The organism is Enterobacter sp. CP102 (assembly GCF_025152625.1).
GTDB classification, from domain to species: Bacteria; Pseudomonadota; Gammaproteobacteria; order Enterobacterales; family Enterobacteriaceae; genus Enterobacter; species Enterobacter soli.
Genome location: NZ_CP104014.1, coordinates 776,889 through 789,552 on the forward strand (window position 1 = coordinate 776,889; position 12,664 = coordinate 789,552).

Consider the following 12,664-nt stretch of genomic DNA (forward strand, 5'->3'; position numbering starts at 1 on the left):
TTTGAGAATTTATTATGCTAATCAAATTATTAACCAAAGTTTTCGGTAGTCGTAACGATCGTACCCTGCGCCGTATGCGCAAAGCTGTCACCGTTATCAACGGTATGGAACCGGCGATGGAAAAGCTCTCTGATGATGAGCTGAAAGCCAAAACCGGGGAATTCCGTGCGCGTCTGGAAAAGGGTGAATCCTTAGAAAGCCTGATCCCGGAAGCCTTTGCTGTTGTCCGTGAAGCAAGTAAGCGTGTGTTTGGAATGCGCCACTTCGACGTTCAGCTGCTGGGTGGTATGGTTCTGAACGAACGCTGCATCGCGGAAATGCGTACCGGTGAAGGTAAAACCCTGACTGCAACCTTGCCTGCTTACCTGAACGCGTTGTCTGGCAAAGGTGTTCACGTTGTTACCGTCAACGACTATCTGGCGCAGCGTGACGCCGAAAACAACCGTCCACTGTTTGAATTCCTTGGTATGACCGTCGGCATCAACATGTCCGGCTTGCCAGCACCGGCCAAGCGTGATGCGTATAACGCAGACATCACCTACGGTACCAACAACGAATACGGCTTCGACTACCTGCGTGACAACATGGCGTTCAGCCCTGAAGAGCGTGTACAGCGTAAACTGCACTATGCGCTGGTGGATGAGGTGGACTCCATTCTGATCGATGAAGCGCGTACTCCGCTTATCATCTCTGGCCCGGCTGAAGACAGCTCCGAGATGTACCGTAAAGTCGACAAGATCATTCCACACCTGCTGCGCCAGGAAAAAGAAGACTCCGATACTTTCCAGGGCGAAGGCCACTTCTCCGTGGATGAAAAAGCGCGTCAGGTTAACCTGACGGAACGCGGCCTGGTGAAAATTGAAGAGCTGCTGGTTGCTCAGGGCATCATGGACGAGGGCGAGTCACTGTACTCCCCGAGCAATATTATGCTGATGCACCACGTAACTGCGGCACTGCGCGCTCATGCGCTGTTTACCCGCGACGTGGACTACATCGTAAAAGACGGTGAAGTCATTATCGTTGACGAACACACCGGTCGTACCATGCAGGGGCGTCGCTGGTCCGATGGTCTGCACCAGGCTGTTGAAGCCAAAGAAGGTGTGGATATTCAAAATGAAAACCAGACGCTGGCATCCATTACCTTCCAGAACTACTTCCGTCTGTACGAGAAGCTGGCAGGGATGACCGGTACCGCAGATACCGAAGCGTTTGAATTCAGCTCCATCTACAAGCTGGATACCGTGGTTGTGCCAACCAACCGTCCGATGATCCGTAAGGATATGCCGGATCTGGTTTACATGACTGAAGCGGAAAAAATCCAGGCGATCATTGAAGACATTCGCGATCGTACCGCGGCTGGTCAGCCGGTTCTGGTGGGTACCATTTCCATCGAGAAATCCGAAGTGGTCTCTAATGAACTGACCAAAGCGGGCATTAAACACAACGTACTGAACGCCAAGTTCCACGCCAAAGAAGCAGATATCGTTGCGCAAGCGGGTTACCCGGCGGCGGTGACCATCGCCACCAACATGGCGGGTCGTGGTACCGATATTATGCTCGGTGGTAGCTGGCAGGCAGAAGTTGCTGAGCTGGAAGACCCAACGCCAGAACAGATTGCTCAAATCAAGGCGGACTGGCAGGTGCGTCACGATGCGGTGCTGGCTTCCGGTGGTTTACACATCATTGGTACTGAACGTCACGAATCTCGTCGTATCGATAACCAGCTGCGTGGCCGTGCGGGCCGTCAGGGTGATGCTGGTTCTTCCCGCTTCTACCTGTCTATGGAAGATGCGCTGATGCGCATTTTCGCATCTGACCGCGTATCCGGCATGATGCGTAAACTGGGCATGAAGCCAGGCGAAGCCATTGAACACCCGTGGGTCACTAAAGCGATTGCTAACGCTCAGCGCAAAGTTGAAAGCCGTAACTTCGATATTCGTAAGCAGCTGCTGGAATATGATGACGTGGCTAACGATCAGCGTCGCGCCATCTACACCCAGCGTAACGAACTGCTGGACGTGTCCGACGTGAGCGAAACCATCAACAGCATCCGTGAAGATGTGTTCAAAGCGACCATCGATGGCCACATTCCACCGCAGTCTCTGGAAGAAATGTGGGATATCGAAGGCTTGCAGGAACGTCTGAAAAACGACTTCGACCTTGAACTGCCAATCAAAGAGTGGCTGGACAAAGAGCCGGAACTGCATGAAGAAACCCTGCGCGAACGTATTTTCGAAACCGCGCTGGAAGTTTACAAGCGTAAAGAAGAAGTGGTTGGCGCTGAGATGATGCGTCACTTTGAGAAAGGCGTAATGCTGCAAACGCTGGACTCCCTGTGGAAAGAGCACCTGGCGGCGATGGATTACCTGCGTCAGGGTATCCACCTGCGTGGCTATGCGCAGAAGGATCCGAAGCAGGAATACAAACGTGAATCCTTCTCCATGTTTGCTTCCATGCTGGAGTCACTGAAATATGAGGTGATCAGCACCCTGAGCAAGGTTCAGGTGCGGATGCCGGAAGAAGTAGAAGCGATGGAGCAGCAGCGTCGTGAAGAAGCGGAGCGCCTGGCGCAGATGCAACAGCTGAGTCACCAGACAGACGACAGCGAAGCGGCTGCGGCTATCGCGGCGCAAACCGGTGACCGTAAAGTTGGGCGTAACGATCCGTGCCCATGCGGTTCCGGTAAAAAATACAAGGCGTGCCACGGCCGTCTGAGCTAAGAACGTAACATAATCTAAAAGGCGCAGAAATCTGCGCCTTTTTTATGGAAGTCACACTATGAAAACACTGCAAATTGCCGTCGGGATCATTCGCAACCCACAAAACCAAATCTTCATTACCCAGCGGGCAGCCGATGCTCATATGGCGAATAAGTGGGAATTTCCGGGGGGGAAAATCGAGTCAGGTGAAACGCCGGAACAGGCGCTGATTCGTGAGCTTCAGGAAGAGGTGGGGATCACACCCGTTGGGGCAACACTTTTCGATAAGCTCGAATACCAGTTTCCTGACCGCCACATCACATTGTGGTTCTGGCTTGTCGAAAACTGGGAAGGAGAACCCTGGGGAAAAGAAGGCCAACCGGGTGGCTGGGTTTCGCTTCACGCGAGTGATGCCGAAAAATTTCCTCCGGCAAATGCGCCCGTCATATCCCGGCTAACGGGCAACCAGTAGGCCTGCTAAGCGAAGCGCCAGCAGGCTTTTCAGATTACTGCTGGTTTTCGCTCCAGTCATCGCTGTCAGAGAGATCGCCTTCGCTTGGAATGCGTTTCTCTTCCGCCGCCCATTCGCCAAGGTCAATAAGCTGGCAGCGTTTGCAGCAGAACGGGCGAAATGGACTCACTTCGCCCCAGACTACGGTTTTCCCACAGGTCGGGCAGCTTACGGTTGTTACGTCAGACATCAATACTCCTTAACAGCAGGCCAGCTCAAAATCGAGGCGTTCAGGCACGAGGCCATTTTCGCTGTCCAGAGGCATAAATCTAATCGCAAAACGGCTTTTATGGCCGGAGATTTGCGGGTAAAGCTGATCGCTCAGGGACAAATTCAGGCGCAGCAGGTCGGCATCATCACCGTTATCCTGATAAAAACCGTTCAGGCTGGTTTGCTTGCGGAAAGGCGCTGAATTACGTACCAGGTCGAGAATGAGTGATAACGTCTGGTTCATTGGCTCCAGGCTTGCCAGCCAGCTATTCACCTGCGCATCACGCTGGTTTTGCGGCATGTGTAGCCACATATGGAGTGTCGGCAGGTCAAAGCTGCAACAGCCGCCAGGAATGCTCAGGCGCTGACGGACCAGACCGATAAGCCGATCTTCACGCAAGAATTGCCCCACGCGGGGCGCGGCCATCAGCACACTGCTGCTGGTTTTCAGTTGCTGGCGAAGCGAATCAATACGATTCTGATCAACGCCCGGCACTTCAGCCCAGGCCTGTAATTTACGCTGCTGGCGCTCAAGCTCTTTTAATAACTCGGTGCGAACATCACCGCGTTCAATGACATCCAGCAGATCGCCAACATTGCGGAAAAAATGCAGCGCAGTGGCGTGATCGTTAACAGGCAGATGGTGTGAAAGCTGTTGAACTAAAAACTCGATACGCAGCCAGGTGCGCATTTTTTCGTTAAGCGGGTGCTCAAAAAGGATATGAGTAGACATTATGGTTTTTCCTGTGCAACGGCCTGCGCCGCGAACGTCAGATACTGCGCGTGCAGACGGGCAACATCCGATGCAAGAGCATCTGGTGCGCCGTTATTATCAATAACATCATCCGCAACAGCAAGGCGCGCTTCACGCGTGACCTGAGCAGCAAGAATTTGTTCAGCATGTTCACGCGAGACATGGTCGCGCGTCATTGTTCGCTCGATCTGCGTTTCGGGGGAAACATCGATAACCAGAACCCGGTCGGCTTTTTTGTGAAGCTGATTTTCCACCAACAGAGGCACAACCCACAGTACGTAGGGTGAGCGGGCTTCAGCAATCTGACGCTGGGTTTCCTGGTGGATAATGGGGTGGAGCAGGGCATTAAGCCAGGCTTTTTCTGAAGAATCAGAAAAAATGCACTCGCGAAGCTGGCGGCGATTGAGCGTGCCATCAGCATTGATGACTTCACGCCCGAAATGCGCTTCGATGGCCTTTAATGCGGGTGTATTGGGTTCTACCACCTGACGGGCAATAATATCGGCATCAATAATCGGGATGCCCAGACGAGAAAAAGCGTCTGCAACGGTGCTTTTGCCACTACCGATGCCGCCGGTTAACGCGACGATGTACCCCATTAAATCAAATCCTGGGAATTATTCATTATTAAAATCAGTTGCTTAAAAATCAAACTTAGAGCAGCGAATGGTTAACTCTCTTTACCTGCTTTCTACCAGGTAAATTTATAGGATTGTAGCGTAAAAAAAGAGAATTTCGCAGTCTTGCGGAGCAGGTATTAGTGCGTATGATAGCGTCACTGGAGTTGTGCTTTTAACATATTTGCCTCTAACCCCAGGAATCCGCACATGCGTATCGAAGAAGATCTGAAGTTAGGTTTCAAAGACGTTCTTATCCGCCCTAAACGCTCTACACTGAAAAGTCGCTCAGACGTTGAACTCGAACGTCACTTCACCTTTAAACATTCCGGTCAGACCTGGTCTGGTGTGCCAATCATCGCTGCCAACATGGACACTGTGGGTACCTTCGCAATGGCAACGGCACTGGCAAAATTTGATGTCCTCACCGCTGTGCATAAGCACTACAGCCCTGAAGAGTGGAATGCCTTTGTGGCGTCCTCGTCTGACGATGTTGTTAAACATGTCATGGTGTCTACCGGTACATCCGATGCGGATTTTGAAAAGACCAAACAGATCCTCGCGGCTAACCCGGCGCTGAATTTCGTTTGTATTGATGTCGCGAATGGTTACTCCGAGCACTTCGTGCAGTTCGTCAGCAAAGCGCGTGAAGCCTGGCCGACCAAAACCATTATCGCGGGTAACGTTGTGACCGGCGAAATGTGTGAAGAGCTGATCCTCTCCGGCGCGGATATCGTGAAAGTCGGCATTGGCCCGGGTTCCGTGTGTACCACGCGTGTGAAAACCGGCGTGGGCTACCCGCAACTTTCTGCGGTGATTGAGTGTGCTGATGCCGCCCACGGTCTTGGCGGCCAGATTATCAGCGACGGCGGTTGCACCATGCCGGGCGATGTGGCTAAAGCATTTGGTGGCGGTGCCGATTTCGTGATGCTCGGCGGAATGCTGGCGGGTCACGAAGAGAGTGGCGGTACGGTGGTTGAAGAGAACGGCGAGAAATTTATGCTGTTCTACGGTATGAGCTCTGAATCCGCGATGACCCGTCATGTGGGTGGCGTGGCAAAATATCGTGCGGCAGAAGGTAAAACCGTGAAGCTGCCACTGCGCGGCCCGGTGGATCTTACCGCGCTGGATATCCTCGGTGGCCTGCGTTCTGCTTGCACCTACGTTGGGGCATCTCGCCTGAAAGAGCTGACGAAACGTACTACGTTTATCCGCGTTCAGGAGCAGGAAAACCGCGTATTCAATAGCCTGTAATGGCTCATGCTGGCGCATCTCCGTGCGCCAGCACTAACCTCAGCACTAACCTCAGCACTAACCCGCACTCATCGCATCCCCCAGATGGAAAATCGGCAAGTACATTGCAACCACCAGCGTACCGATAATGGCTCCCGTCACAATCAACAGTATTGGCTCCAGCAGCGCCGCCATGTTGTCTGCTTGCTGGAACGTATGCTCTGTGTGGTGATGAGCAAGATTCTCCAGCATGATATCAAGAGCCCCGGAAACTTCCCCGGTGCGTATCAGTTGAATACAGAGTGGTGTAAAGACTGCGGCATGGTGAAATGCTGACCAGACCGGCGCTCCCTGTTCGATTTTCTCCCGCATCCCCTGGATCACATCCCGCCAGAAGGGGTTTTCCACGGTTTCTTCCGCGCTTTCCAGACCCTGTAAAAAGGCGATCCCAGCGTGCTGAGTGAGTGCCAGTACGGTAAATATCTGCCCCAGTTTTTGCCCCCTGGCCAGTGCACCCATAACGGGTAAATTCAGCACTATCCGCTGACTCACTCGCTGCCATCGCGCATGGCGCCGAAGACGGTAAATAGCAAAGGGTGGAATGAGCACTAATGCGGCCAGAATTATTGCCCATTCCTGAATGAACACAGCCAGCCCCATGACCATCTGCGTTAACAGCGGCAGAGGGGTATTAAATGTTCGGTAGATGGCCGCGAATTCGGGCAAAACCAGCGTGACCATTGCCAGTACAACGGCAATGGCCAGCGTCAGGATTATCATCGGGTAGCGCAGCGCTTTTTTCACCTTAGCATTAAGCAGCTGCTGCGATTTTTGTTGTTGCGCAAGCTGGCGACAGCACTCTTCCAGTTTGCCCGTGAGCTCACCTGTTTTCACCATTGAAACGTAGAGCGGGCTGAATACCTCTGGCCATTTTTTTAATGCCGCAGACAAGGCACAACCCTCGCTGAGATCGTCAGCCAGACTTTGCAACAGTGCCTGCCACTGAACGACCGGGTGCTGTTGCGCCAGCATCCCGAGACTGTGAGACAGCGTAAGCCCTGCCTTCAGAAGCGTCGCGAGCTGCCGAAAAACGTCGTAGCAGTGGTGGGACTGCCACCGAAGACGCTGCGAACAGCGTACCAGCGCCAAAGGATGCAGTGCTTTTCGCATTAATGCTGTGAATGCGGCTTCACGGTTGATGGCCCACATCACCCCGTTTTGTAACTCGCCCTCATCCGTAAGCGCCCGCCAGCGCCAGAGCTGATTAGTTGCCATTGGGCATTCCCAGCACGCGCACCAGCTCTTCCACGGTGGTTAGCCCTTGCTCTACCGCCATACAGCCATGTTCGAACAGGCTGGTCATCCCGGTCTGCCGGGCGCTTGCTTCGATAACCTCAATTGCGGCGCCACTGGAAATGGCCTGACGGAGGTCGTTGTCGATGGTCAGAACTTCAAACAGGGCAATCCGGCCATAAAAGCCGTGATAACAACGATCGCATCCGGCTGGCCGCCACTGAGGAAGCTCTCGTGGCCAAAGTGTGTGAGGCAATACGGCTTTGGTCTGCCCCTGCTGTCGGCAATGGGGGCACAAGCGGCGAACCAGACGCTGTGCTATGACCAGAGAGAGTGCAGAAGAGATCATCCAGCGAGCGACACCCATTTGCTGCAAACGGATCAGCGTTTCTGCCGTAGAATTGGTATGAAGCGTGGAGAGTACCAGATGCCCGGTCTGCGCGGCATTGATGGCAATTTCTGCTGTTTCGCCATCACGAATTTCACCCACCATGATGATGTCAGGATCCTGGCGTAACAGGGCGCGTATTACGCTTTGAAAGGTGAGCCCGGAACGCGGGTTAATTTGGGTCTGATTGAGCCCAGCGAGCGGGATCTCGATAGGATCTTCTACGCTGCAAATGTTCACATCCGGCGTGTTACGCGCCTGCAAGGCGCTGTAGAGGGTGACGGTTTTCCCACTCCCCGTAGGCCCGGTAACCAGGATCAACCCTTGTGGCTGGCGCAGCATTTCGGTAAATCGGGCCTGCTGATCTGCACTCATGCCCAGTTGCGCAATATCCAGCGTCTGCTGTTCCTGCTGTAGCAGACGCAGAACGATTTTCTCCCCGCCGCTACAGGGCAGGGTGGCGATGCGAAACGAGACCGGTTCGTTTGCCAGTTCGACCGTAAACTGGCCATCCTGGGGCAAGCGTCGTTCCGCAATATCCAGATTACCCAGCACTTTTAGCCGTGCGGTGAGCGAGGTTGCCAGCCCGGCGTTGAGGGTGGTGTGCGGATTGAGTACCCCATCGATACGCAGGCGAATATGGCAAGCGTGTTCCGACGGCTCAATGTGGATATCAGATGCCCGTTGACGCATGGCCTGCAACAGCGTGTGGTTGAGAATATCCACCGCGGATTGGGCCGTTGATGCCACAGGCAGATGTGATTGCGATGCCAGCTGCCGGTATTTTTCCATGCGCTCGCTGGTCCAGCATTCGATATCAATGCGCTTTTGCGTCGCGAAATGTAAGGCCTCCATTAGCTCTGCGGCAGGCGTACCCACCACCGCGATGTTGACCATACTCGCATCGCTTGTGAGCAACTGTGCATTGTGGCGCTGACAGAGCGCCATAAGTTGTTCTGTATTCATCGGCCGCTCCGGTTAATTACTGTTGAAGCGAAAGACGTCTTCGCAGGCTTGCTTAAGCGCGCTATCGTTCGCGATGCTGCATGTGCGTGTCCAGCCGGTCATGCCGTTGGTGTTGTCCCAGACCGGCGTCATGCTGACCTCAAGACCGTTCAGGCTCTCTTGCCCGGTGAGGGTAATCGCGCCTTTTGTCACGCTCATGCCGGATACATAGCGAGAAGTAACAGGCGAGGGGATGCCATTACTTCCCCCATCGCAGCTGTCTACGCCGCCGTGTTCCAGGGCGCAAAGCTCAACGGCGGTGCGGTACGGGATAAAGGTTTGCAGCATGTCGGTGAGTGCGGCTTTTCGAAGGTAGTTCTGGTAAGCGGGTACGCCGATCGCACTTAAGATGGCAATAATGCCGATGACCACCATTAACTCAATCAGCGTGAAGCCTTGTTGTCTGTTCATATCTGCTCCTTAGAAAAAGTGGCGCTACTGTGGCAGCGTGGGGGAGCACAGACGAGTGGTAAAAAATGAAGTGTGGAGGCGCTTTCCGCGAATTAATGCGGGGTTGCGGTGCGGGACAACAAAGTTGCGAGCAGCTTCGTATTTCCCCTCTCCGGGCGGAGAGGGGAACGTGGTATTACTTAAAGCGCATTGAGAGGTCGAGTGCGCGGATGTGTTTGGTCAGCGCGCCAACGGAGATGAAATCGACACCCGTTTCAGCGAATTCGCGGATTGTCTCAAACGTCACGTTGCCGGATACCTCAAGCTGCGCCTTGCCGTCAGTGCGTTTTACCGCTTCGCGCATCTGGTCGGTTTCGAAGTTATCCAGCATGATGATATCGGCCCCGGCCTTGATGGCTTCATCCAGCTCGTCGAGGTTTTCCACTTCCACTTCTACCGGTACGTCCGGGTGCAGCCAGAAGGCTTTCTCTACCGCCTGACGTACTGAGCCAGAAGCAATAATGTGGTTCTCTTTGATCAGGAAGGCGTCGGATAAACCCAGACGGTGGTTTGCGCCACCGCCACACAACACCGCATATTTCAGGGCGGTACGCAGGCCTGGCAGCGTTTTACGGGTATCCAGCAACTGGGTACGTGTGCCTGCCAGCAGGTCGGTGTAGCGGCGCACTTCACTGGCAACGCCTGACAGCGTCTGTACAAAGTTCAGTGCGGTACGTTCACCGGTCAGCAGCACGCGGGAAGGGCCATCCAGCTCAAACAGCGGCTGATTTGCGCTGATAGTGTCGCCATCTTCAACATGCCAGGTGACCTGAACATCGTCACCCGCGAGCTGGGTAAAGACCTCTTCAACCCAGCGTTTTCCGCAAAATACGCCATCTTCACGGGTAATGATGACGGCGTGGGAGCGTGTCTCTTTTGGCAATAATTGCGCGGTAATATCGTTGTCGGCATTGACGTCGCCGCCCAGGTCTTCTTTCAAAGCATGGGCAACGCTTGCCGGAATATCCATGTTAATACGTTCCAGAAGCGCGTCACGTCGGTGGTCGGGGTTGTAGCGGCGAGGCGGCATGATAAAACTCCAAATTGGTAACGAATCATAATATTGAAACATGCTACTCTGAACCGAGTAATAGCACCATACAGAAGGAGTTCCAGCATGTTGTTAGAGAACGGATGGCTGGTGGATGCGCGGCATGTGCCCTCGCCGCACCACGATTGCCGCCCGGAGGATGAACAGCCTTCACTGCTGGTGGTTCATAATATTAGTCTGCCGCCGGGTGAGTTTGGCGGTCCGTGGATCGATGCATTATTCACGGGAACGATTGATCCCAATGCTCATCCTTTTTTTGCAGAAATTGCTCATCTGCGCGTATCGGCGCATTGCCTGATCCGTCGTGATGGGGAGATTGTTCAGTATGTTCCGTTTGATAAGCGCGCCTGGCACGCGGGGGTGTCGGTTTATCAGGGGCGAGAACGCTGTAATGATTTTTCAATCGGGATTGAGCTTGAAGGCACTGATACCACGCCGTATACCGATGCACAGTATCAGCAACTGGTTGCCGTGACGCAGACCCTTATCGGGTTGTATCCTGCGATTGTCGATAATATAACGGGGCACAGTGATATTGCTCCGGTAAGGAAAACGGACCCCGGCCCGGCATTCGACTGGTCGCGGTTTCACGCCATGCTTACCGCATCGTCAGATAAGGAGATAACATGACGCTGTTTACCATGCTGCTGGTTATCGTTGCGGAACGTCTGTTCAAGCTCGGTGAACATTGGCACCTGGATCACCGGCTGGAAGTCCTCTTCCGCCGTATCAAACACTTTTCCCTGCTCCGTACGCTGCTGATGACCGCTGGCGTGATGTTGATTACCTTCCTGCTGCTGCGCTCGCTGCACGGCCTCTTTTTCAATGTGCCGCTGCTGGTGGTGTGGATCCTGCTCGGTGTTTTATGCATCGGCGCGGGTAAAGTCAGGATGCATTATCACGCCTATCTGAAGGCGGCATCCCGGGATGATGCCCATGCGCGAAGTGCAATGGCGAGCGAGCTCACCATGATCCACGGTGTTCCACCTGATTGCGATGAGCGTGATTTTCTGCGTGAGCTGCAAAATGCCCTGCTGTGGATTAACTTCCGCTTTTATCTGGCACCGTTGTTCTGGTTTGTGGTGGGCGGCCCGTGGGGGCCAGTCTTGCTGATGGGCTATGCATTTTTACGCGCCTGGCAGACCTGGCTTGCCCGATACCTCACCCCGCATGAGCGTCTGCAATCCGGGATCGATGCCATTTTGCATGTGCTTGACTGGATCCCGGTGCGGTTCGTGGGTGTGGTGTATGCGTTGATTGGCCACGGTGAAAAAGCGCTGCCAGCGTGGTTTGCCTCTCTGGCCGACCGCCATACGGCGCAGTATCAGGTACTAACGCGTCTGGCGCAGTTCTCTCTGGCACGTGAGCCACATACCGACAAGATCGAGACGCCAAAAGCGGCTGTGTCGATGGCGAAGAAAGCATCCTTTGTTGTAGTGGTGGTTGTGGCGCTGCTGACCATTTACGGCACGCTGGTTTAGGCCAGCGCGCCGTCACTTCGGTTAAAGCGTATCAGCAGGCGGGATGCCAAAATCAGGCATCCCGTTTTTGTCCCAGCGGACAAGCTTCAGGCGGGTATGGCGATTGGGATCGTAAAGCGGATCGCCTTCAATTTCGGTGTAGTTACGTGCGTGATACACCAGCACATCTTCCCCATCCGGCGTTTGCGTAAAGCTGTTGTGCCCCGGCCCATACTGGTGATTCTCATAGCTGGTGGTGAATACCGGGCGTGGCGACTTCTGCCAGTTTGCCGGGTTTTGCGGATCGGCGTTCATATCGATCCACAATAGCCCCATGCAGTAGTTCTCGTCAGTTGCGCTGGCGGAATAGCTGATAAACAGCCGGTCATTGTGTACCAGTACCGCCGGGCCTTCGTTGACCCAAAATCCGCGACACTCCCAGTCATATTCCGGTTTGCTGAGCATTATCGGCTCGCCTTTGAGCGTCCAGGGGTTCTCCATTTCACACAGATAGAGATTGGAGTTACCGGAGATATCCGGGGCTTTTTGCGCCCACAGATACCAGCGTTTCCCCTGATGCACAAACGTAGTGGCATCCAGCGCAAAGGTGTCGAACTGGCTTTTAATCTGCCCCTTTTCCTGCCATTTTCCGGTGAGGGGATCCGGGTCTGCACACTCCAGGGCGAACATGCGATGCTGGAACATTCCGAGCTTATCGAGCGCCTGGGTATGGGTGGCGGCAAAATAGATGTACCACTTGCCGTCAATGTGATGCAGCTCCGGTGCCCAGATAAGCTCGCTCATTGGGCCGGCGTCGGGTTTGCGCCAGACGACAACTTCTTCAGCTTTACGTAAGCCTTCCAGCGACTCTGCGCGGCGGATCGCCAGCCTGTCGTACTGCGGCACGGAGGCGATAAAATAGTACTGCCCCTCATGGCGTAAAATGTACGGGTCCGCACGTTGTTCGATAAACGGGTTTGGCCACTGATGCAT

The 12,664-nt window shown here is 54.1% G+C and carries 13 protein-coding genes; 5 read left to right on the forward strand and 8 right to left on the reverse strand.

All coding sequences use genetic code 11. From position 1 onward, the window contains the following. The first annotated feature begins 14 nt into the window (after positions 1 to 14). Together secA and mutT are read left to right on the forward strand one after the other, a co-directional pair. On the forward strand, positions 15 to 2,720 hold the full coding sequence (gene secA, locus N1249_RS03675; protein ID WP_259834679.1) for a preprotein translocase subunit SecA: 2,706 nt from the start codon (positions 15 to 17) through the stop codon (positions 2,718 to 2,720). Positions 2,721 to 2,778: 58 nt separating this feature from the next. Continuing rightward, positions 2,779 to 3,171, forward strand: coding sequence for an 8-oxo-dGTP diphosphatase MutT (gene mutT, locus N1249_RS03680; protein WP_259834680.1), 393 nt, complete (start codon positions 2,779 to 2,781; stop codon positions 3,169 to 3,171). Between the two features lie 34 nt (positions 3,172 to 3,205). Here the strand turns inward: mutT and yacG are convergent, their stop codons facing one another. The 3 genes from yacG to coaE are packed head-to-tail and all read right to left on the reverse strand — an operon-like array spanning position 3,206 to position 4,773. Then, positions 3,206 to 3,400 (reverse strand): DNA gyrase inhibitor YacG, encoded by a 195-nt coding sequence (gene yacG / locus N1249_RS03685; protein ID WP_006810106.1) that lies wholly within the window; start codon positions 3,398 to 3,400, stop codon positions 3,206 to 3,208. 9 nt (positions 3,401 to 3,409) lie between these two features. Next, positions 3,410 to 4,153 (reverse strand): cell division protein ZapD, encoded by a 744-nt coding sequence (zapD, locus tag N1249_RS03690; RefSeq protein WP_259834681.1) that lies wholly within the window; start codon positions 4,151 to 4,153, stop codon positions 3,410 to 3,412. Beyond that, a complete protein-coding gene (coaE, locus tag N1249_RS03695) occupies positions 4,153 to 4,773 on the reverse strand; it encodes a dephospho-CoA kinase (protein WP_014068910.1) in 621 nt (206 codons plus the stop codon). The genes zapD and coaE overlap by 1 nt, the downstream gene beginning before the upstream one ends. A 228-nt stretch (positions 4,774 to 5,001) precedes the next feature. Here coaE and N1249_RS03700 point away from each other — a divergent pair, with 228 nt between their 5' ends. Then, complete coding sequence (locus N1249_RS03700; protein WP_166717886.1) at positions 5,002 to 6,045, forward strand: GMP reductase; 1,044 nt, start codon at positions 5,002 to 5,004, stop codon at positions 6,043 to 6,045. A gap of 57 nt (positions 6,046 to 6,102) precedes the next feature. Here N1249_RS03700 and hofC read toward each other — a convergent pair whose 3' ends face one another. From hofC to nadC, 4 genes are all read right to left on the reverse strand, one after another. Further along, positions 6,103 to 7,299, reverse strand: coding sequence for a protein transport protein HofC (gene hofC / locus N1249_RS03705; RefSeq protein ID WP_259834682.1), 1,197 nt, complete (start codon positions 7,297 to 7,299; stop codon positions 6,103 to 6,105). Next, positions 7,289 to 8,671 carry a type II secretion system protein GspE gene (gene gspE / locus N1249_RS03710; protein WP_259834683.1) on the reverse strand — a complete coding sequence of 461 codons (1,383 nt, stop codon included), beginning with the start codon at positions 8,669 to 8,671 and terminating at the stop codon, positions 7,289 to 7,291. Before gspE ends, hofC begins: the two co-directional genes overlap by 11 nt. Positions 8,672 to 8,683: 12 nt before the next feature. Next, positions 8,684 to 9,121 (reverse strand): prepilin peptidase-dependent pilin, encoded by a 438-nt coding sequence (ppdD, locus tag N1249_RS03715; protein ID WP_259834686.1) that lies wholly within the window; start codon positions 9,119 to 9,121, stop codon positions 8,684 to 8,686. A gap of 175 nt (positions 9,122 to 9,296) precedes the next feature. Continuing rightward, entirely contained in the window at positions 9,297 to 10,190 is an 894-nt protein-coding gene (gene nadC, locus N1249_RS03720; protein ID WP_014068915.1) for a carboxylating nicotinate-nucleotide diphosphorylase, read from the reverse strand. An 87-nt stretch (positions 10,191 to 10,277) separates the two neighbouring features. On the opposite strand from nadC, the gene ampD reads away from it, so the two are divergent. Continuing rightward, on the forward strand, positions 10,278 to 10,841 hold the full coding sequence (ampD, locus tag N1249_RS03725; protein ID WP_259834689.1) for a 1,6-anhydro-N-acetylmuramyl-L-alanine amidase AmpD: 564 nt from the start codon (positions 10,278 to 10,280) through the stop codon (positions 10,839 to 10,841). Next, on the forward strand, positions 10,838 to 11,692 hold the full coding sequence (ampE, locus tag N1249_RS03730) for a beta-lactamase regulator AmpE (RefSeq protein ID WP_259834692.1): 855 nt from the start codon (positions 10,838 to 10,840) through the stop codon (positions 11,690 to 11,692). The genes ampD and ampE overlap by 4 nt, the downstream gene beginning before the upstream one ends. Positions 11,693 to 11,713: 21 nt before the next feature. On the opposite strand, the gene N1249_RS03735 is transcribed toward ampE, so the two are convergent. Continuing rightward, positions 11,714 to 12,664: a family 43 glycosylhydrolase gene (locus N1249_RS03735; protein ID WP_259834694.1), complete on the reverse strand. Its 951-nt coding sequence runs from the start codon at positions 12,662 to 12,664 to the stop codon at positions 11,714 to 11,716.